This is a genomic window from Pyrinomonadaceae bacterium (assembly GCA_036277115.1).
Classification (GTDB): Bacteria; Acidobacteriota; Blastocatellia; order Pyrinomonadales; family Pyrinomonadaceae; genus UBA11740.
In genome coordinates this window covers 1,175,484-1,194,581 of the sequence record DASUNM010000023.1, presented here as the reverse complement: position 1 = coordinate 1,194,581, position 19,098 = coordinate 1,175,484, and the positions used below count along the sequence as shown (strand labels likewise).

At 56.2% G+C, this 19,098-nt stretch carries 21 protein-coding genes; 12 read left to right on the top strand and 9 right to left on the bottom strand.

Features of this window, described 5'->3' with window-relative positions; translation table 11 throughout:
* Positions 1 to 78: 78 nt before the first annotated feature.
* From VFX97_11920 to bla, 6 genes are all read left to right on the top strand, one after another.
* A complete protein-coding gene (locus VFX97_11920) occupies positions 79 to 2,445 on the top strand; it encodes a hypothetical protein (GenBank protein HEX5703901.1) in 2,367 nt (788 codons plus the stop codon).
* A gap of 311 nt (positions 2,446 to 2,756) precedes the next feature.
* Positions 2,757 to 3,254, top strand: coding sequence for a hypothetical protein (locus VFX97_11915; protein ID HEX5703900.1), 498 nt, complete (start codon positions 2,757 to 2,759; stop codon positions 3,252 to 3,254).
* Positions 3,255 to 3,604: 350 nt separating this feature from the next.
* Entirely contained in the window at positions 3,605 to 4,633 is a 1,029-nt protein-coding gene (locus VFX97_11910) for an alpha/beta hydrolase (protein ID HEX5703899.1), read from the top strand.
* Positions 4,634 to 4,710: 77 nt separating this feature from the next.
* Entirely contained in the window at positions 4,711 to 5,589 is an 879-nt protein-coding gene (locus VFX97_11905; GenBank protein HEX5703898.1) for a hypothetical protein, read from the top strand.
* A 135-nt stretch (positions 5,590 to 5,724) separates the two neighbouring features.
* Entirely contained in the window at positions 5,725 to 6,255 is a 531-nt protein-coding gene (locus VFX97_11900; GenBank protein HEX5703897.1) for a hypothetical protein, read from the top strand.
* Positions 6,256 to 6,687: 432 nt separating this feature from the next.
* On the top strand, positions 6,688 to 7,656 hold the full coding sequence (gene bla / locus VFX97_11895; GenBank protein HEX5703896.1) for a class A beta-lactamase: 969 nt from the start codon (positions 6,688 to 6,690) through the stop codon (positions 7,654 to 7,656).
* A 51-nt stretch (positions 7,657 to 7,707) separates the two neighbouring features.
* On the opposite strand, the gene VFX97_11890 is transcribed toward bla, so the two are convergent.
* The gene (locus tag VFX97_11890) at positions 7,708 to 8,124 is read right to left on the bottom strand and encodes a GNAT family N-acetyltransferase (GenBank protein HEX5703895.1); all 417 of its coding nucleotides are present in this window, start codon (positions 8,122 to 8,124) and stop codon (positions 7,708 to 7,710) included.
* Between the two features lie 271 nt (positions 8,125 to 8,395).
* On the opposite strand from VFX97_11890, the gene VFX97_11885 reads away from it, so the two are divergent.
* The 4 genes from VFX97_11885 (at position 8,396) to VFX97_11870 (ending at position 11,686) form a co-directional block, all read left to right on the top strand.
* The gene (locus tag VFX97_11885) at positions 8,396 to 10,381 is read left to right on the top strand and encodes a helicase C-terminal domain-containing protein (protein HEX5703894.1); all 1,986 of its coding nucleotides are present in this window, start codon (positions 8,396 to 8,398) and stop codon (positions 10,379 to 10,381) included.
* 93 nt (positions 10,382 to 10,474) lie between these two features.
* Positions 10,475 to 10,684, top strand: coding sequence for an MbtH family protein (locus VFX97_11880; GenBank protein ID HEX5703893.1), 210 nt, complete (start codon positions 10,475 to 10,477; stop codon positions 10,682 to 10,684).
* 214 nt (positions 10,685 to 10,898) lie between these two features.
* Positions 10,899 to 11,282: a 6-carboxytetrahydropterin synthase QueD gene (queD, locus tag VFX97_11875; GenBank protein HEX5703892.1), complete on the top strand. Its 384-nt coding sequence runs from the start codon at positions 10,899 to 10,901 to the stop codon at positions 11,280 to 11,282.
* 29 nt (positions 11,283 to 11,311) lie between these two features.
* Positions 11,312 to 11,686: a hypothetical protein gene (locus tag VFX97_11870; protein HEX5703891.1), complete on the top strand. Its 375-nt coding sequence runs from the start codon at positions 11,312 to 11,314 to the stop codon at positions 11,684 to 11,686.
* Positions 11,687 to 11,728: 42 nt separating this feature from the next.
* Here VFX97_11870 and VFX97_11865 read toward each other — a convergent pair whose 3' ends face one another.
* Genes VFX97_11865 through VFX97_11855 form a run of 3 tightly spaced genes read right to left on the bottom strand, consistent with a single transcriptional unit; the run spans position 11,729 to position 14,227 of the window.
* Entirely contained in the window at positions 11,729 to 12,127 is a 399-nt protein-coding gene (locus tag VFX97_11865; protein HEX5703890.1) for a PilZ domain-containing protein, read from the bottom strand.
* Positions 12,128 to 12,157: 30 nt separating this feature from the next.
* Positions 12,158 to 13,555 (bottom strand): sigma-54 dependent transcriptional regulator, encoded by a 1,398-nt coding sequence (locus tag VFX97_11860; GenBank protein ID HEX5703889.1) that lies wholly within the window; start codon positions 13,553 to 13,555, stop codon positions 12,158 to 12,160.
* A gap of 27 nt (positions 13,556 to 13,582) precedes the next feature.
* A complete protein-coding gene (locus tag VFX97_11855; protein HEX5703888.1) occupies positions 13,583 to 14,227 on the bottom strand; it encodes a hypothetical protein in 645 nt (214 codons plus the stop codon).
* Between the two features lie 169 nt (positions 14,228 to 14,396).
* On the opposite strand from VFX97_11855, the gene VFX97_11850 reads away from it, so the two are divergent.
* Both VFX97_11850 and VFX97_11845 read left to right on the top strand, forming a co-directional pair.
* The gene (locus tag VFX97_11850) at positions 14,397 to 14,780 is read left to right on the top strand and encodes a response regulator (protein ID HEX5703887.1); all 384 of its coding nucleotides are present in this window, start codon (positions 14,397 to 14,399) and stop codon (positions 14,778 to 14,780) included.
* A 234-nt stretch (positions 14,781 to 15,014) separates the two neighbouring features.
* On the top strand, positions 15,015 to 15,341 hold the full coding sequence (locus tag VFX97_11845) for a histidine kinase dimerization/phospho-acceptor domain-containing protein (protein ID HEX5703886.1): 327 nt from the start codon (positions 15,015 to 15,017) through the stop codon (positions 15,339 to 15,341).
* Here the strand turns inward: VFX97_11845 and VFX97_11840 are convergent.
* The 5 genes from VFX97_11840 to VFX97_11820 form a co-directional block, all read right to left on the bottom strand.
* Entirely contained in the window at positions 15,338 to 15,982 is a 645-nt protein-coding gene (locus VFX97_11840; protein HEX5703885.1) for a class I SAM-dependent methyltransferase, read from the bottom strand. The two genes, VFX97_11845 and VFX97_11840, sit on opposite strands and share 4 nt — an antisense overlap.
* Positions 15,983 to 16,061: 79 nt before the next feature.
* Positions 16,062 to 16,823: a class I SAM-dependent methyltransferase gene (locus tag VFX97_11835; protein ID HEX5703884.1), complete on the bottom strand. Its 762-nt coding sequence runs from the start codon at positions 16,821 to 16,823 to the stop codon at positions 16,062 to 16,064.
* Positions 16,823 to 17,587 (bottom strand): arylamine N-acetyltransferase, encoded by a 765-nt coding sequence (locus VFX97_11830; GenBank protein ID HEX5703883.1) that lies wholly within the window; start codon positions 17,585 to 17,587, stop codon positions 16,823 to 16,825. Before VFX97_11830 ends, VFX97_11835 begins: the two co-directional genes overlap by 1 nt.
* A complete protein-coding gene (locus tag VFX97_11825) occupies positions 17,587 to 18,513 on the bottom strand; it encodes a hypothetical protein (protein HEX5703882.1) in 927 nt (308 codons plus the stop codon). Before VFX97_11825 ends, VFX97_11830 begins: the two co-directional genes overlap by 1 nt.
* A 5-nt stretch (positions 18,514 to 18,518) precedes the next feature.
* A complete protein-coding gene (locus VFX97_11820) occupies positions 18,519 to 19,094 on the bottom strand; it encodes a DUF1697 domain-containing protein (GenBank protein ID HEX5703881.1) in 576 nt (191 codons plus the stop codon).
* Positions 19,095 to 19,098: the final 4 nt, after the last annotated feature.

Below are 19,098 nucleotides of genomic sequence, written 5' to 3'. Positions count from 1 at the left end.
AGTCCCAAGTCCCAAGTCCCAAGTCCCAAGTTCCAAGTCCCAAGTCCCAAGTCCCAAGTCTAAAGGGGAAATTAGTTAATGGCGGACGAGTTTGAAGATGCCTACAGCGGCTTGCGCGCGCAGATTCTGGCGCGACATTTCTTTTTGTCTCGCTATGCGCGCGCCGATCACTTCGATATGGAAGCGCATCTCGGGGATCCCGGACCTCTCGAACCCGACAATCGCGAGGCCAGTCCCGGCGGCATCGTCTGGCATCGGCCGCAAATTGCTCCACCCCTACGTCGCCTGCCAGACGGCAGCTTGGTGGGAATCCCGGCGCGCGACTTGTACGAGAATGCTGATGATTTGCAGAGTAAGTTGCGGGCCGGAGTCCTCAGTGAGATCGAGAGATGGCGTTGGGCTAAACACGATCGCACAAACTCGCTCCTGATGACCGGCATTCGCTTGTCATGCCTGGCGATTGAAGCAAGACTCGGCAACACAGACTCTCTCAAAGTAATTGATCGCATTCTGAACACCCTCGAGGTTCTGTTCAAGTTTAGTTCTAATCCGACTTTTCAGGGATACGTGGTCCGTTGGGACGCGGTGGCCTCTGACATGTGGGAGACAAGGGTTGTCGGCGGCCAGACCAAACTAAGACAGAATTACGAGTTCCTGCTTAACGCCGATAAGAAGACATGGGCAGAAGGGCACACGTACCTTTACTGCACGCCGTTTAACGACGCGCGGTACATCCAGGCAAACGCGAAAGGCGGAGTCGATCGTTACCGGCGGTGGGAACCTTCGATGGATGAGTACGTGGGGCTCGTCACTGGCTATTACATGATCACCTTTGCGCTGTCCGAAACGCCTGAGGGGTGGCGGCGCGACGCGGTTGAGCTGCGGGAGCAAATTCTTACTAAAGTAAGAACGCAGGCAGATCGGATTGGAAGATATTTCAAGCAGACTGGCTATTTCATTGTGCGCCCGTGCGGCGGCTTCACATTTCGCGGCGCGATAGACATCAACCCTTGTTTGGAGTATCCGCTGGCGCGCGCATTGGCGAAGATCACCGGCAACCCGACTAACGCATACTTCTGTGGTCTTTCCAGGACGTTTGAGCGGGCGCTGGATTTGGCGGGCTATGGACCAGAGTACCGGGCTTTCAATCCTTCACCGGCAGACATGGGCGCGGCGGCGGGGGCCGACGTTCACTCTTTTTGGAGCGAGCATAATCTTCCCCGGGATGATTTCGGCCAGGCAGTTGAATCGCTGGTGGCTTCAGTAGTCAGTAGCGGGCCCACGGAAATGCTTCTCTTTCTTACGGGCTGGGGGAAAGCCGCGATGTTTTCGGAGCGCCTGGACATCTATCCCGAAGGACGCACGATGGTTGCGCTCGCCTGGGCCCTCAACATGACCGCGCGTCGAAGTCCTGATGGCGCAAAGAGGGTCTTCAACCTCTGGATGAAAGCCAAGATGGGCAACGGTCCGTCGAATGCTTTCAAATGTCTGCTGGCACTGACCAGCATCCACGATCCTTCAGACCCCGTCGCCCGCGGCTTCTGTTCTCAGTTCGACATTTTTTTCGCGAACCAGCCGGAACGCGGAAAGACTGAGATGACTACGGGAGTTCCCTACGGAAGTTACGTCGAAGCGCGCGCCGCGCGCGTGTGGTTGGCGCAGAACGAGGTTGATGCAGCTCTGCAAAGGCAAAGTCTGGAATCCGAACTCCAGGAGATGTTGGATTCGCTGAAGGACACCTTTGATTCGCAGCCACCTTTGACTAACGTCAACCTCGAAGATTGGGCCGGCGTTCCCGGTGCTCCGAAAGGCACAGTAGCGGAGCGTCTCGACCAACGCCCCTCAATCATAGGATTCAGCCTGCCCTTGGCGTTGGCGTGGTTGCTCTGTGAAAAGACGGGTAAAGAGCACTTCACAGCTTTCCAGAAACCGAAGCGGGACAGCGTCGAGAAATGGCCGGCGCCGGCTGTGCCGGCAAAGGTAGTGAAAGCTGCCCGAGAGGGTAAGATTGTCGTGCCCGTAGATACGGCGATTCAAAACCATCCCTTACCAGATGACCGCGATCGGTATTTCCTACTCACAGATCCGCCGCCACGCACGCGCGAAAAAGACCTCGGAGATCCACCGGCTCCGGTCGAGGCGTTTTTAGGTATTCTGGTACCGTCGAGTCCCGCGCGTTATTCGCCGTTGCTGCCATTCCTTGGCCGGCAGGAGAGAGATTTGCGGTTGCCTTTACCCGCGCGTCCCGCGGACGCTGCGGACCCAAACTTTTTCCCGGCCATCTCGTCTTACGAGGAGGTCGTTAGCCAAAACGTGGAATTTACGCGGCCGCGCATAGAAGACAATGCCTTCGTCGTGACAGTAAGGTTCAAGTCGTCCTTGTTTTTCGTAGGCGCGTTTCAGGCAAAGGTCAGCGCAGCGTGGGTGTATACACCGAATCCTTGATGTAGTGAGAGCGGCAGAAGAGTGGCAGTGGGCAGTGAGCAGGTGAAGAGCGAGGATGAAGGATGAAAGCAGAAGGCAGGCGGCAGCAGACATCACGCTGAAGGCGTGAAAGAAGGTAGCCAGGGGTAAGCGAGCGCAGCGAGCGCACCCCTGGATCACGGAAGAAATTCGTCCGCGCCCTGAAGGGGCGCAAGAGAGAGACAGACGGCAGGGAGACAAGGGAGCGCGCGAGACGCGTGCGTACCGATACAGCCCAAGGCAGACGGCAGAAAGCAGGAGCACGCGGGACACGTGCGTACCGACACTGAGAAATGAAGCAGAAGGTTATTCAAATTACTGGCCTCGCAGTGAGCGTGCTTTACGCGGGCGTGATTGTTTGGCTGTTTGCCACCGAGCCGCGCAGCTTCAAGGAAGTCGCTACCGGAGCACAGGTGGCGACCGGTACCTACCAGGTAGATCAGCAGAAGTTTGACGCCGCCCTCGCGCTCTTTCGTCGCGACCAATTTCGCGCCGCCCGCGACGAGTGGCAGCGCGCTGACCCCGCCCAGAGTGATCCCAAGACACAGTTTTATGTCGCCTACTCGTTCTACCGCGAAGGTTGGGGGCGCGTTTACTACGATCAGGATCTGTTCAGGCAGGGCCTGGAAGCAGCGAATCGGGCCATTGCGCTCTCGCCGGCGCCGCTCACCGTGGCGGATGACAATCTGCAAATGCGTACGGCCGCAGAGTTGAAGGCGGAGCTGGAACAGGGTACGGAGCGCACCTGGGGAGACGTTAATCCGTTGAAGGTTCTTCGGACAAGAAAGTGATGAGTGATGAGTGAGAGAGAGACAGTAAATCGTGAATCGTAAATCGTGAATAGAAGAAAGACTGGATGTCGGGTGTAGGAGAAGGCGCAATACGGATGCAGGCAGGAGGCAGACGGCGGAAGTCAGAGGCCAGACGTCAGAGGTCAGTACCACCTGCGGTAGCGGGTGGGCTCAAGCAGTGATGAGTAATGAGTGATGAGTAATGAGTAATGAGTGATGAGTAATGAGTAATGAGTAATGAGTAATGAGTAATGAGTAATGAGTAATGAGTAATGAGTAATGAGTAATGAATCATTGAATCATTGATCTATGAGTTAACGAACGAGCGGTAAGCATGAGGTGATAAGTCTGTGAGAGTTACTGCATTTGTGTTCTTACTGCTGGTGTCAGTGACAGCCGTCGGCCAGGGAGATAAGAACCTCACCTATTCGCCTCCCGGAAAATTGGTTGATGTGGGAGGCTACCGCTTACACCTCAATTGCACAGGCAAAACAGGCAAAAGTGTGCCGACGGTTGTGCTAATCGCAGGTGGCGGTGATTTCTCGTTCGACTGGGGCTTGGTCCAGCCGGACGTGTCCCGTTTTGCGCGCGTGTGCAGCTATGACCGCGCCGGGATCGCCTGGAGTGATCCCGGCCCGATACCGCGCACCATGAGGCAGGAAGCTTACGAACTTCACCTGCTGTTGAAAGCTGCCCGGAATAAAGCGCCCTTCGTGCTCGTCGGACATTCGATCGGCGGACTGATCGCGCGAGTCTATGCCGAACAATATCCTGATGAGGTTGCCGGGATGGTGCTGGTTGATCCCACGCACGAAGACACGACCCTGATGTATCAAGGCAAAGTTGTTCAGGTGCGGGCAGGGGCTAAAGGGATAGGGGTCCCTCCTGTGCAAACGATGCGGAACAGCCCGCCGAAGCCTGCCGCCGCAGAAGACATCAAACAGTTCGAGTTCAATCAAAAACTGTTCGGGGCGCCGAAGACCGAACCGCCGTTCGACAAGCTGCCCGTGTCTACTCAGGCGATGCGCATCTGGTTTCGGTCTCAACCGCCGCGCGCAGCTGCAGGGGCCGATTTCTGGGCCGAAGAATTGCACGCGATGTACCTGGCTAGGGCTAAAACGCCGTACCAACTGGGCGATAAACCTCTAGTGGTCCTGTTAACGAAACCTGATGCCGGCAACCCGCCGCCCGGTATTGCAGCCGACGAGTGGAAGCGGATCCACGAGGAGAAGAGGCAACAGAAGGTTGGGCTTGCTAACCTCTCCCGAAACAGCAAGACAGTTGTTGCGGAGAGGAGTGGCCATCACATTCAACTCGACGAGCCACACGTCGTAACGGATGCGATCCGTTTCGTAGTTGACGCGGGCATTAAGAAGTGATGAGGGATGTGCAACGGGTGATGAATGACGAGTGACGGTGACAGGTTACAGGTGACGGAAAACGAAAGAAGCGAAGAGTGAAGACTGAGGAGTTAAGAGAAACAAGCGGCGACGATCTGGACGCAGTCGACGTGGAGGCGGTTGATAGCGCATCTGCGACTGAACTGATACCTGTCGAGAGGGGCGACGTTGTGTCATCGCAGCGATCTGATCGCGAATTGACGCCTGCTGTCCTTCATGACCCGCCCGCAACCACCACCCCACGCGGGCTGCCCGCGCGGGGACCCCGGTCCGCAGGCGGTTCTGACTTGTCACTGCCCACTGCTTACCGGTTGCGGAATCAGGCGCTCGTAACTTATTGGGTTCTGCCGCTTATTTTCCTGACGGTGGCGCTGTTGGGCGGCTTGCGAGTCAGCTCCGACGATCGCGCGTTTATATTTTTCCCGCCGCCGTTGATAACTCTCGTTCTGGCCGTCCTCCTGATGCTGCTGTTTGTACGCGGGGGCTTGATCGAATTGCGTTCGTGGATCGGCGCCGACCATCCACCTCTGCGGAATGTAAGCCACATCTGGCTGCTGCTGACTCTCTTCTTCGCGTCGGCGCAGGCGTTCAATTCGGTACTGCCGGAACGTGGCTTATTACATTGGCTCTTCTCATTCTTTTTTCTGTGGACGCTTTGGAATAACCAGTTTTCAGCTTTCGATGCGCGGCGTCTGTTACGCAGCCTGGTAGTGCTTTTTGGCACTGCATTCGTCCTCAAGCACATGCTGCTGGCCAGTCTCTATGCGCCGGACGGAGGTTGGCTCAAGCGTCTGGCCGGGGCGCTGGCGCAGGGAGTTTCTCTCGGCACGCTCGACGCGCCAATGTTCGCGCCCGCCACGGGCTATATTTCTTTCTTCACGCTGGGGCTATATATGGCCGGGCTGATGCTGATGGCCTTTAAGAGTGAGCGGTGAGCAGTGAGCAAAAAAGTTTCGAGTTTCGGGTTTCGAGTTAGGTCCAAAGTCCAAAGTCCAAAGCAAAAGGAACTGGATGGTAGTCGTCGTCGTAGTGAAACCGTAAGCATCTCACCGAACCGACGGGAGGTTTTCATGTTCTGTCCAAAATGTTCGCAAGAAATTAGAGGTCAGAAGTCAGACGGCAGAGGTCAAAACAAGACATCGGGCGCTGACCACGTTCAGTTTTGCTCACGCTGTGGATTGTCGCTGCACGGCCTCAGCGAGCTTGTGGCCGGCGATGGCCGAAAGCAGCGCGCGGATTCAAAGCGGCGAAAGGGTATTAAGCAGGGTGCGTTCTTGATGCTGCTGAGCGTGATTTTGATTCCGGCTTATTTTCTGCTCGCGGCGCTGTTCCCGCCGAACGATCGTTTGGTGGAGAGCGCCGTCAGCGATACGCCGTTTGAAAAAATCTCGCAGGCAGTGCTGCTGACGATGTTTCTGGTCGGACTGATGCGAGCGGCCTATGCATGGTTCTTTCAGAAAGAGACGCGGCCGGAATTAGAAGGTGGGGTGGCGCCGGCCGAGTTACCGGCGGCTACTTCGATTCCTGTGTCGGGCTTCGGTGCATGGCGAGCTAACAGCGGAGAGTTAGTCGATCACAAGACAGTGGGCAGTGGGCAGTGAGCGGTGGGCAGAGAGCAGACATCAGACATCAGACATCAGAAGTCAGACATCAGAGGACAGAGGACAGAGGACAGAGGACAGAGATCAGAGGTCAGAGGGCAGAAGTTAGTTCATCCTTGGCGGCTCGGCCGCAGCACATAGCGGAAAGGCTTCGCCTTTCCGGAGAGTTGTTATCAAAAACTTCTGAGGCTATGCCTCAGAAGTGAGGCTCAGCCTCCGCGGCGGCGAAGCCGCGAAATCAAACGCAACCGCGGGCCGGTAAGCCGATGGCTTACCGCCATGTGCCGCGCCAGAGGCGCGAAGTCGCCCGATTTGATGAACTGATTCCCAGCCAGATCTCGCTTGATTATTGTTGGGCCCTGACGACGCGAAAGCCGCCTTCCAACCGGCGAGTAAATCGTGACTCCAAATATAAAGGCCCTGCGCAAAAAAATGAGAATAATAGTTTCGTTCGCCTTCTTCGTAATTACTCTGGTGTCGGGCTGTGGCTCAGAACAGAACGTCCAGAGTCCAACTTCAAATGTTCAAATTCCCTCGACTCCAGTGTCGAGTCCGCAGGTAACCAGCGCTGAGAACGAAGGGCTCCAAAATCAAATCAAAGAAATTGCGGCGGAGGCCAAAGGCAAGGTCGGCGTAACTGCGGTCGCGTTAGACTCCGGCGAGACCCTCGCCTCGCTCAATCCGCACGAACATTTTCCGATGCAGAGCGTCTATAAGCTGCCGATTAGCATGGCGGTGATGAAGCAAGTCGACGCGGGAAAGTTAAAGCTCGCAGACAAAATTCAGGTCCTCAAAAGTGAGATGGTGGGGCGCCGGGCGCACTCGCCGATTCGCGACCGGCATCCGAACGGCACTTCAGTGACGTTGGAAGATCTGCTGCGGTATGCGATTGCTGAGAGTGACGGCACGGCGTCGGACGTCTTGATGAGGCTCGTTGGTGGGCCGTCGGGGGTGCAGGCTTATCTGACCGAGCTGGGTATCAAAGATATGATTGTGCTCGATACTGAGCAGACCTTTAGTCAGAACAATACCGCGCAGTATCGCAACTGGGCCACGCCTGAGGCGTCGGTCGCTTTGTTGCGCGCGCTGCACGAACGCCGCGGAATGTCGGAATCATCACAAGTCGTGTTGTTGAAGTTCATGACGGAATCGAAGCCGGGGAAGAAGCGTTTGAAGGGATTGCTGCCCGCGGGTACGGCGGTCGCGCACAAGACGGGGACTTCGGGTACGGACAAAGGGGTGACCGCGGCGACAAACGATATCGGCATCATTACTCTGCCAAATGGAAAGCGAGTGGCGATTGCGGTCTTCGTGGCAGACTCGCCGGCGGATGAAGCGACGCGCGAAGGCGTGATCGCGAAGATTGCCAGGGCGGTCTACGATGCTGCTTCGGTGCAGTAGCCCTCCCTGACGGTCGGGCTACTGCACCGATCGTTGCTCGCAAAAGCGGTATCAGTTCACTTCCTTCATTAAGAAATACAGCGTGTGTCCTTCGCTAATTTGGGGCAGCTCGCCGAAGATTCGATAACCTAATTCTTCATAGAACGGAAGTGCCTGAAAGCTGGTCGTCTCGAGATAGAGCAGCGGGTGGGCGTGAGCGGCCGCATAGCTCTCAACTGCCGTCATTAATTTCGAACCATAGCCGCAGGCGCGGTGTTGCTCATCAACCCAGAGCACGTCAATGTGCATCGAGCGTCCCCACAAGGTTCCCTGTACGCCTGCAATAATGCGCCGCTCCGCGTCGCGAGCGTAGAAAGCGACAGGCCGCGGCCATTCTTCGCCGGTGCGATCGCGGTTGAATAAGCGCACGCCATCGACCAGCGTGCGAAAGTCTTCGGAGCGCGGATCCTCATCCAGTTCGACGTTCATGCCGTGAGTTTCGGGGTTCAGGCTCGATGTTTCAAGTGAAACCGGAAGAGCACTGATGAGTCATGAGTGATGAGTCACCTCGGGCGCGGTCGAAGATGCCAGTAGGCAGGAGGCAGGAGGCAGACGGCATCGGGGCAGTAGCCCGACCGTCAGGGAGGGCGTAGGTTCTTATCCGCAGATTTCACAGATTTCTGATAAGCCCTCCCTGACGGTCGGGCTACTGCCCCGAACGATTCACCATTTACTCCTTTCCAGTTAAAGTACTTCTCTCATGCAAGAAGTCTTTGGGCCGGAAGGCCTGATTGCCAGGACTCATCCTGAATACGAACACCGGCCGGGCCAGATTGAAATGGCGTCGGCGGTTCTGCGCGCGTTTGAGCAGAAGCGCCACTTAATCGTCGAAGCGGGCACCGGGACCGGTAAGACGCTTGCCTACCTGGTGCCGGCGATCGCGGCGGCGGTCGGTAGTGGCGCGCGCATAGTCATCTCGACCGGCACAAAAAATCTGCAAGAACAGTTGATGGAGAAGGACATTCCGTTTCTTCAAGAGACTTTGCCGGCGAAGTTTCGCGCGGCCGTGATGAAGGGGCGGAACAATTACGCGTGTCTGCACCGGATCAAGCGCGCGGAAAGCACGCCGGTGCTGGAAGGACTCGATCAGATCGATCAATTCGACGAAGTGTTTCGCTGGACGACGACGACGGAAACGGGCGATCGCGCGGAACTTTCAAACCTGCCTGAGAACCTGCCGTTCTGGCGACATATCGATGCGCGCTCAGATACTTGTCTGGGACAAAAGTGCCCGGATTACGAGCCATGCTTCGTCACGCGCATGCGGCAGAGGGCTCTGGATGCCGACATCATCGTCGTCAATCATCATCTTTTCTTTGCCGATTTGGCTTTGCGAAATGGCGCGTATGGCGCGGTGCTGCCGGATTACGCGGCGGTAATCCTCGACGAAGCGCATCAGATCGAAGACGTCGCTTCGGAATACTTTGGCGTGCAGGTCTCGAATTATCAGATTGATGATCTGCTTTACGACGTGGGCGCGTTGCGGCTTGAGGAGCATGAAGTGGAAAGACAGCTGGCGCGGATTAGCGCGCGCGTGCAGCGATTCGCGGATGCGTTTTGGGTTTCGTTTCGTGAGGGGCGCGGGTTGGAAGGAAGGTTTGCGCTAACGCCGAATCGGGGCAGTAGCACGACTGTGAGGGAAGGCGTCGAAGACGAAGAAGCGGGCGCTCCGAGCGATGCGCTCGACAAGGCGCTTTATCGTTTGGAGACAACGCTGGCGATTCTCAAGGATCCACCACCGGATGCTGAGAACATTCTGCGGCGCACACGCGAGTTGCGCTTCTCGCTGAGCTTCGTCGTTAAGGCGGATGATCAGAAATTCGTTTATTGGCTGGAGCGGCGGGGCCGCGGGGTATTCCTGCGCGCGTCGCCCATTGATGTTTCGGGATTGCTTCAGGATCGTCTCTTCGAGAAAGTGCCGACCGTGGTTCTGACCTCGGCCACGCTTTCCAGCGCCGGGAACTTTCGCTTCATACGCGAGCGTCTGGGGCTGGACGAAAGCGAAGAGATGTTCGCGGAATCGATCTTCGATTTTGAGAATCAGGCCGTGCTGTACTTGCCGCCTTCGATGCCTGACCCGCGCTCGCCCCAATGGGGACGCGCCGCGGCGGATGAAGTGATCAAGATCGTGAACGCGACGGAAGGGCGCGCGTTCGTGCTTTCCACCAGTAACGCGGGCATGAACGAGCTTTACGATCGAGTGGCGTCGCAGATCGACTATCCGTGCTTTGTGCAGGGCAGCGCCTCGAAAGGCGCTCTGCTGAAAAAGTTTCGCGAGACGCCGCACGCCGTTTTGTTTGCGACGGCGAGTTTCTGGCAAGGTGTCGATGTACGCGGCGACCAACTATCGTGTGTGATCATCGACAAGCTTCCGTTCGCGGTTCCGACCGATCCGGTCGTCGCCGCGCGGCAGCGGCACATTGAAGAGATGGGCGGCTCAAGCTTCTACGAGTACAGCGTGCCGCAGGCGATCATCAGCTTGAAGCAGGGATTGGGTCGTCTGATTCGCAGCACATCGGATCGCGGCGTGCTCGCGGTGCTCGATCCGCGGCTGCGGACGAAGATGTACGGGCAACAGTTTCTCAAGAGCCTGCCGCCGTGCCGGGTCACTTCGAAGATCGAGGATTTACGTTCCGTGTTCGAGAGGGAAGTTTCAAGTTCCAAGTTTCAGGTTTCAGGTTTGTAACGGGGGCGCTTCACGCCAAGTCGCAAAGTAACGCCGGCTCGCAACTTGAAACTTTAAACCTGAAACTGAGATCCCATCCCTCTGGAGGTTAAGATGAGCGAAGAACGAGAAGACAGAACCATCTACAAGGTTGTCGTTAACCACGAAGAGCAGTATTCGATCTGGCCGGCCGATCGCGAAAACGCACTCGGCTGGAACGACGCCGGCAAGACAGGCACAAAAGAGGAATGCCTGGCTTACATTAAAGAAGTCTGGACCGACATGCGCCCGCTCAGCTTGCGGAAGGAAATGGAAGGCAAGTAGGCGAGGTTCAATTTTAAAATGTCTCGGTCTCGCCGCCGCTTTAGCGCGGCGATCACGGTTGGCACGCCGCGAAAGGAAACCGTTCAAACGGTTTCTTGTGTCTGAGTTGCGTTGCCCCGGGCTAAAGCCGCGGTGTGAATGAGAAAGGCCAAAGTCGTACCGCCAACAAGCCCCCAACTTGAAACTTTAAACTTGAAACCTGAAACTAAGTTCCATGCCCGGACAATTTGAAGTCATGATCGAGCGCAATTTTTCCAGCGCGCATCAACTGCGCGGCTATCGGGGAAAGTGCGAAAACCTGCACGGCCACAATTACAAGATCGAAATCTATGCGCGCGGCAAGGAGTTGAACAACATCGGTTTGCTGGTGGACTTTGTTGAGCTAAAGCAGGCCGCCGACGATCTGGTTACGTATCTGGATCACAAGAACTTGAATGAGCTCGAGCCGTTTGTCGTGGAACAGAATCCTTCGGCGGAAAATGTCGCGCGGTTTGTGTTGGAAAAGTTGGCCGCGAAGATTAACGACGAGCGCGTGCAGATTTACAAAGTGAGATGCTTTGAGACGCCGACGAGCGTGGCTACTTATGAAATCGTGTAGCAGCAACTTAGCCTTCGTGCGCCAAATCCATGCTTGGGCTTTTACTAGAACTTATCCTGACGGTCTTTGTGGAAGGGTTATTTGAAGGATCATCTCAAAAACTTTCGAAGACGCATTGGTGGCCCACCGCGGTTAGCAGGTTTCTGGCGGCGATAATCTGTTTTGCTCTCGGCGCGATCGCCGGCCTACTTCTCACGATATTCTTTCCCTATAGGTTCTTTCGCAGTTCCCGCTTCCCCGGTCTGAGTCTGGTGCTCATACCGTTATTGGCAGCGTTGACGATGGTCGGAATAGGCTGGCTGCGTCGGCGTCAAGGGAAGCCACTCGTCCGTCTGGATCGGTTTGTCTATGCCTTCCTGTTTGCGTTTGGTATGACGCTGGCTCGGTTCTTATCAGTGCTGTAAAGATTTGTCGCTTCGTTATTGCGAGTTGGATGTTCAGTGGGATTAGGCTCCCGCAATTTCCCGCAAGTACTCATCATACAGTTCACGATCGCGCTCACTGATTTCGGTGATGCGCGCGCCGATCAGATAGCCGTCGTCCCGCTTTTCGTAGCGAACGGGCATGGCTTCGATCTCGATCGAAACGCCACTCGGCAGATCAAGCTCGATCGACATTGAGTTTTCGCCGCCGGTCAGGTATTGCGGATCGATATTCTGCGCGTGCAGCATCACCGCGAGACCAACCGTGCTGAGATTGACGGTGTGGCCCGCCACCGCGCGCATGTGTTGCACGCCGGTCTCGCTACTCTCAGCTTCGCGCAGCAGTACGCTGAATTCGAGGCGCGCTTGAAGGTTTGCATCGAGCCTGGGAGACTGACGACGGTCTTCAGGGTTTGATTGCACGGTCGGGTCCTTCTTTGTTGGTAGTTTCCCTTAGTTCGCGCTCACGGCGTCCGAGCCAATCCGATACTTCTTGATCTTACTGTAAAGGCGCGGCCGGTAAATGCCAAGCATATTTGCAGCTTTCTGCTTGTTACCGCCGGTCCGTTGCAGGGTGCGCTCGATGACGAACTTCTCGATGTCCTCGAGGGTCATATTAGGTGGAACATCCCAGGCCATCGTCGGTGAAGTAGCAGACGGCGCAGTGCCGTTGTCGAAAGGCAGATCGACGGGTTCGATGCGATCGCCCTTAGCCAAAAGCACCGCACGCTCGATGACGTTCTGCAGTTCGCGGACGTTACCGGGCCAGGAATGAGAGAAGAGACGCTGGTAGGCTGACTGCGACACGCCATTAAGTGGCCGGTCGTACTTCTCGGAATACTCTTTGAAAAAGTGATCGCTGAGTAACTGAATGTCTTCCATCCGCTCGCGCAGAGGCGGCACGTGGATGGTGATGGTCGAGATGCGATAAAAAAGGTCGTCGCGCAAAAGTCCGTCGCGGATGGCATCGGCCGGCATGCGATTGGTCGAGCAAATCAGGCGGAAATCCACCGGATAGCTCTTCTCTGAACCGATTTTGCGGCAACTGCGTTCCTGAAGTACGCGCAGCAGTTTCGGCTGCAACTCCACAGGCATTTCCGCGATTTCGTCCAGCATCAGCGAGCCACCGGCGGCGTGTTGCACGAGGCCTTCTTTGTCGGCATGAGCGCCGGTGAAGGCGCCTTTGGTGTGACCGAATAATTCGGATTCGATCAGTTCTTTTGGCAAAGCTGCGCAGTTCACTTTGATGAAAGGCTTCTTCGCGCGCAGCGAATTGTAGTGCACTGCGTTGGCGATGAGTTCTTTGCCCGTGCCGGACTCGCCGACGATCAAAACGTTTGCGTCGGACTTCGCGACTGACTCGATCGTTTCGTAGATCGTCTGCATCGGTTTCGACGATCCGATGATGTTGAAGTACTCAGCGCGCGTCGAGAGTTGCCGTCGCATGTTCGCGGTCTCAGCCACCAGCTCGCGCCGCTCGAGGGCCTTCTCAACCAGCGGCGACAACTCTTCAAAGTCGAATGGTTTCTCGACGAAGTAGAACGCCCCTGATTTAATTGCCTCGACCGCGACTTGCACTGATCCGTAGCCCGTCACCACGATCACTTCCGTCGACGGCTTTGCGTCTTTCATGTGACGCAGCAACTCGAGCCCGTCCATGTCCGGCAGTTGCAGATCGCAAATGACCAGGTGATGCGCGCCACCGTCGAAAAGATCGATGGCTTGAGTGCCGCTGGAACTTACATCAACCGCGTAACCCTCATCCGTGAGGTGTTGCCGCAGCGAATCGCTCATCAGCGGTTCGTCGTCAACAACCAGAATCCGAGTATCTTTGTTCTTTGCTTTGCTCATTCTGATTACGTAGAACTCCTTTTGGATTTATTCGGAGAGAGGTAAAGTGACACGAATTTTGTCGCGATCGAATTCAACCACGCCACCGTGGGCTTCAATCGCGCGTTTAGCGAACTGTGCATGGATGCCAGGCTCAATACCTTCGCGCAAGGTTAAGCCACGCCATTCGATGATGGCTTTCGCGGAACCTTCGCCGGCACTTCTTTCGGCGTGCAACGTGACGGCGGATTCACCACTTGCGCTGCGGCCGGCGAATGCTTCGCGCGCCAGAGAGCTGAATGCATCGGCGAGCGAATGCGGATCGAATACCCCGACAAGTGGCCCATCGCTGACATCCCCCAAGAGGCTTCCACTCAGGGCGCCGGTGACTCGCTGCGCTGGATCATGGGCGGCCGCCTGGATTACGCTGCGCAGGTCGACGCCCGATAGTTGTCGCAGATCCTGTGGCTGTGCGTATCGCACCAGCGCCGTCAAATCTCTCGCCGCACGATCTAAACCAGCGACAAGTTTCACAATCGTCTCGCGCTCTTCCGGCGAATGTTCGTCGCGCTCCAGACGCTTGCGCAGAAACGTGGCGTACAATTTGAGTCCATTAAGCTGGTTCTTGAGATCGTGAACGATTCTGAGCGTCGCTCGGCCCAGATCTTCGAGGGCCGCGGGGTCTAATTGCATAGAAGATGCAGCTTTCATCGCGTAAAACCGATGATACTGGTAAACCTGTACGAAATAGGCTCGATTGCGTTGTGATTTTGTGTCGCGTTTCAGTGCGAGAGCAAAACAAGGTTGTTTCGGCGTATGCTTGTCATGCTAATAGGGCGCGGTGAGGAGTAGGCTTAACTAAATGAGAGAGAAAGAACTCTTCCTGGTTGTTGAGGATTTCGAAGATAGTCGCTTCATGATGCGGCGTCTGCTCGAGATGGCTGGTCATAGTGTGATCGAAGCAACCGACGGCGAGCAGGCAGTTGAGGTGGCTTTGAGCGAGCATCCTGACTTAATCCTCATGGACCTGAGTCTGCCGAAGCTTGATGGCCTGGCCGCCACGAGACGAATTCGTGAGTGTGAAGAGTTCCGCGATGTGCCGATCGTCGCGGTTTCAGCGCATGATGGTGCTGAATCGCGCGAAGCGGCGCTCGCGGCTGGATGTAACGAGTACGTAACGAAGCCCATCGATTTTGATCAACTCAATAATCTGATTACCCGCTTCCTGGCGAAGAACGGGGAGTAACACTTCGTACCGGAATCGCTCGTTAGATGGCCGATTACAGTGCCAATTTATTAACCCTACTGGCGCATAATCCTGTTTTCCCACTGCTGTCCGCGGATCACGGCTGGCACAATCCTTGACTACTCAAATGATGTGAGTTCTGCGGATCAGCCTCCTGCTTTGACGTCAGAAAGAACCACGTGCGAAGCGAACAACTCCCCGGGCCTCACGCAAACTTCGAACAAAGGAGCGTCCTTGGATCTGACTGAAGAAGCGGTCGGAAAGCGGGACGACGGGATCATGAACGGCGATTTGGACATACCTCACAACCGCGTGCGCCTCAACGGAGCATTGCTGGCCCAGGACGACTTGGGACCCGAGTACGTCAGAAATGTGACGCACGAGCTTCGCACGCCTCTGAATGCAATTATCGGCTTGTGTCAGTGTCTTGAGCGCGACCGCGAAGCGCCGCTGACCGAAGCCCAACGCGACACCGTCGCGCGCGTGGATCGTAACGCGCACGCACTGCTAGAGAGCATCAACCAACTTCTCGAGCGGCTGCGCAAAGAAAAGCAGCACTAACAATTCAATTGTGGTACGTGATTCTCAAATAGAAACGAGATCAGGCGGGGTGCCTTGCCTTCGTCTTCGTCGTGCCACCACTCTCTCATTTCCTTAACCATTAAACCGTTTGCCAGGGCGGCGTTCGTGAAGTCCGTTACGTGATGCGTGAAAGCGGTGATGTGCTGCGTGTCATCCGCACGTTGAAAGCGCGCCTGTGTCCCCAGGTATTGTCGAAACGGGTGAAGCTCACAGATAAAAAACCTTCCGTCTTCGACCAGCACGCGCGACGCTTCAGCAAAAATAAAATTGAGGTCTTCGATGTGTTCGAGGACGAGATTGCAGACGATCAGATCGAATGATTGATCTTTAGCAGGCCACCGCTGTGTAATGTCGGCAATTTCGAAAGTGACATTCGGCGATGTTACTTTCGCTCTCGCTTTCTCGATCATGCCCGCCGAAAAATCCAGCGCATGCACATGTTCGCCAATCGAGGCGAGCAGCGGCGTGTTCTTTCCCGTGCCGCAGCCAACCTCAAGAATTGATCGACAGTGGAAGCGAGCAAGTTCCTGGCGCGCGACGTGCTGATCCAAATCGCGCGTCAGGTTTCGATCTGAATCGTAAGTCGCGGACCAGTCCGTGTAAGCATCCTGAATTGTCATCACTATCAGAGTGGCACAGACTTTAGTCTGTGAGTTCGACGGGTGAACAGACTGAAGTCTGTGCCGCTCAACGCGCGAGTCACTCGCGAACGGCTATCACCTCGTAAACGGCGTTCTTGAAAAACACGCGTTTCAGACGATCGCCGGCGTGACGCGCGCGCGTGTTGTGGGCCCGGGCCTTTGCCACTTCGAGATCCGTTGTCTGTTTGACGATGCGTAAAGGTTGCCGCGCGAACAACTCGCGGGCGCCCGGAACTGTCAGGTGAACGGTGTGATCCGCGAATGGGCCGACTTCGTACCGAACACCCAAACGCTGCCAAATTCCGTGAATTCCCGAGGCTAGCGAATAGATCGGATGATGCACATTCACCGTGAAGTAGAGCACGCCTGAAGGCGCCAGGACGCGCACAATTTCCGAGACGATTTTGGCAGGCGATTCAGCGTGATCCACGACGTTGTCGCACAAGACGACGTCGAACGAATGGTCCGGGAAGGGGAGTGCTTCGCCGCACGCGCCGATCGTCGTGGCCTCTCTTTGCCATCCCGGAAACAGTGACGAGTAGTGATGCGCGAGTGGATCTACTCCGATGGCGTTCGGCGAGCCGAAATAGAAGATCAAGCCGTGCGCTCCGCTTCCGACCTCCAACACGCGCGCGTTCTCGGCGAGCGGATGTACTTGCTGCAATTTCGCGCGCACTGCAGCTGACGCTTGCGTCATCCCCGAGATTAACTGCGTTTCGTGCCCCCGAAGTTTTTGCGCCTTCTGCTGCTGATACTCAAGTTGGCGCTCAAGCGCGCGCTGCGCGCGACGATGGGCGAAGGTTCCGTTGGCGGCCGTCATCAGATTTCGAGGGTAATGCCGAACTTCTCTCGCAGCACATCGGCATACTGCGGTTCGTCGGCGACATCAAGTTCCTCTCGCTCCCGGCCACGCGTGGTGATCAAACGCAAATCGCTCAGCGTCAATCGACCGTCGATCGTGGCCAGAGAACAGATGCGCTTTTGCGTGAAATGCGATTGCGGCGACGTTTGATGATAACGACACATTTCGTCGTAGTCCGCGAATCCGTATGGCTCCAGGGTAAACCGATATTGCGGTTGCCAGTCACCCTCCGCCCGGCGCCGCGACATGATCAAATGAGTTTCGGTCTCTTCGATTTTGAAAGCGTCGTCACCCTGGATTTGTGGTTCGCGCGCGTCAAGGCGCAAAGGCTCGCGAAATGAATCGCCGAATCCTACGTCCGCGAGCCAACGCTCCTCGAGCGTTACCAGCAGCGTCATGTGATCGAAGGGTTCACCAAACTCCCCTTCGTTGTTAGCGACCTCAGCCGACAGCATCGTCACTTTAAATCCGAGCGCGCGCAGCAAGGCCGCAAACAACCCGTTCAACTCGTAACAGAAACCGCCGCGCTGCCGGCGCACAATCTTTTCAAACAGCGCGTCGTCGCTCAGGACGATCGGCTGGTTGCCGTGAATGCTCAGGTTCTCGAAGGGAACGGACAGCAAGTGCGCGAGATGCAGTTGCCGGAGGGTCTCAGCCGAAGGCTCAAGCGGGCCGTCGTATTTAATTCGCCGAAGATAGGCCGCCGCGTCCAACTTAGCCATTACTTTACTGGTTCCAATCCCGGGTTGTGCGATGCGTCGAAAACCATTAAGCGCTTTGCCAGCCCGTCGGGAATCGGCCCGACCAGGCGGTTGTAATCAAGCCGCAGAACCTGAAGCGACGTAGCTCCCGAGAAATCCGGTATCGATCCCGAAAGTTGGTTTCGATTGAGACGCAGGTCGGTGAGCTTTTTCAGTTTTCCAAACTCTGCCGGAATCGTGCCCGTCAGTTTGTTGTTGGCGAGCAGCACAGCGCGCAGATTTGGATTCAGCGAAGTCGGAATCGAGCCCGCGAGCTCGTTGTTGTGAATAAAGAATTCTTCGAGCAGCGGCTGGCGAAGCAACTGGCCCGGCAACTCACCGGAAATGCGGTTGTCCTCAGCGCGGACAATCTTGAGCTTGGGAGTGTTCCAGACCGTGGGCAGGGGACCCGACATTTCATTGGCGTGCAGGTCGAGATACTCCAGTTCGGGCAGCACCGCGACGCCCGCCGGCAGTTGTCCGGTGATTTTGTTTCCTTTCACCCAAAAGTTTTTGAGCGCGCGGCAGTCGCCGAGCTTGTCCGGCATGGCGCCCGAGATCTTGTTGAACGAAAGATGCATCGTGTGCAATCGCTCCAGACGGCAGATGGCCGCAGACATCGGGCCAATCAGGTTGTTGTCATAGATTGTCAGCACCGTGACATAGCCGTCGGCGTCAGTCGTCACGCCGTGCCACTCGCCGACCGGACGATCGCTGGCCCAGAAGTCACGCTCGATCCAGTCGGGCCCGCCGAGCGCCTCATAGAACTCGATCAAAGCCCGTCGTTCGCGCTCGCGCACGCCGGCGTCCCTGGGTTCGGGAAGGGATTTGGCGGCATCCGGTTTTTGCGTCAGGGCAGGTGAAACGAAAGCGGTCAGCAGCAGGAGCGCGATTAGAAATTGCCTCAACTCGGTCAATCCTCCACCATTTTGTCCATGAGTTCGTAGAGCTTACGCGTCGTATTCGTATTTCGCACGGTCATTTCCTGAAAAAGTTTCTGGCTCGAAAGCTTGAACATCGTCGTCTGGCTCAAATCAGTTATCCGTGCCGACCATAATAACGTGCCGGGATAATAAACCACCTTCTCAATTTCCGGTTTAGGTCCGAGACGCTTAATCACTTCGTCGGAATCAATCGAGTGTCTGAGAAATATTACGTTGTACTTCCACTGCTTGTCGCCGTCCCAGCTCTGCGGCAGATTCTCGATCAGACTGGCCATTTCCGCGAGGCTTCGCACCACGACTTTGCAGCCCAGGTTGTAGTCGCGGGACAGCATCGCCTCGATTTTTGTTTCGAGTTTGCGCGCGTCGCGTTCCTTGGCTTTAAACAGGATGTTGCCGCTGTTGATGTAGGTGCTGACGTCGCTGAAACCCAGCTTCTCGAAGCTTGTCTTGAGCGACTTCATGCTGATGATGTTGTTGCCGCCGACGTTTACGCCGCGCAGGAGGGCGACGAATACAGGAGCCGTGGTCTTTGAGTTTCCTCCCATGGGA

Bases quoted from the DNA above. Each gene is read 5' to 3' on its own strand.
- VFX97_11920 (HEX5703901.1), top strand. From the start codon at position 79: ATGGCGGACGAGTTTGAAGATGCCTACAGCGGCTTGCGCGCGCAGATT.
- VFX97_11915 (HEX5703900.1), top strand. From the start codon at position 2,757: ATGAAGCAGAAGGTTATTCAAATTACTGGCCTCGCAGTGAGCGTGCTT.
- VFX97_11900 (HEX5703897.1), top strand. From the start codon at position 5,725: ATGTTCTGTCCAAAATGTTCGCAAGAAATTAGAGGTCAGAAGTCAGAC.
- bla (HEX5703896.1), top strand. From the start codon at position 6,688: ATGAGAATAATAGTTTCGTTCGCCTTCTTCGTAATTACTCTGGTGTCG.
- VFX97_11890 (HEX5703895.1), bottom strand. From the start codon at position 8,124: ATGAACGTCGAACTGGATGAGGATCCGCGCTCCGAAGACTTTCGCACG.
- VFX97_11885 (HEX5703894.1), top strand. From the start codon at position 8,396: ATGCAAGAAGTCTTTGGGCCGGAAGGCCTGATTGCCAGGACTCATCCT.
- VFX97_11880 (HEX5703893.1), top strand. From the start codon at position 10,475: ATGAGCGAAGAACGAGAAGACAGAACCATCTACAAGGTTGTCGTTAAC.
- queD (HEX5703892.1), top strand. From the start codon at position 10,899: ATGCCCGGACAATTTGAAGTCATGATCGAGCGCAATTTTTCCAGCGCG.
- VFX97_11870 (HEX5703891.1), top strand. From the start codon at position 11,312: ATGCTTGGGCTTTTACTAGAACTTATCCTGACGGTCTTTGTGGAAGGG.
- VFX97_11860 (HEX5703889.1), bottom strand. From the start codon at position 13,555: ATGAGCAAAGCAAAGAACAAAGATACTCGGATTCTGGTTGTTGACGAC.
- VFX97_11855 (HEX5703888.1), bottom strand. From the start codon at position 14,227: ATGCAATTAGACCCCGCGGCCCTCGAAGATCTGGGCCGAGCGACGCTC.
- VFX97_11850 (HEX5703887.1), top strand. From the start codon at position 14,397: ATGAGAGAGAAAGAACTCTTCCTGGTTGTTGAGGATTTCGAAGATAGT.
- VFX97_11840 (HEX5703885.1), bottom strand. From the start codon at position 15,982: ATGACAATTCAGGATGCTTACACGGACTGGTCCGCGACTTACGATTCA.
- VFX97_11835 (HEX5703884.1), bottom strand. From the start codon at position 16,823: ATGACGGCCGCCAACGGAACCTTCGCCCATCGTCGCGCGCAGCGCGCG.
- VFX97_11830 (HEX5703883.1), bottom strand. From the start codon at position 17,587: ATGGCTAAGTTGGACGCGGCGGCCTATCTTCGGCGAATTAAATACGAC.
- VFX97_11820 (HEX5703881.1), bottom strand. From the start codon at position 19,094: ATGGGAGGAAACTCAAAGACCACGGCTCCTGTATTCGTCGCCCTCCTG.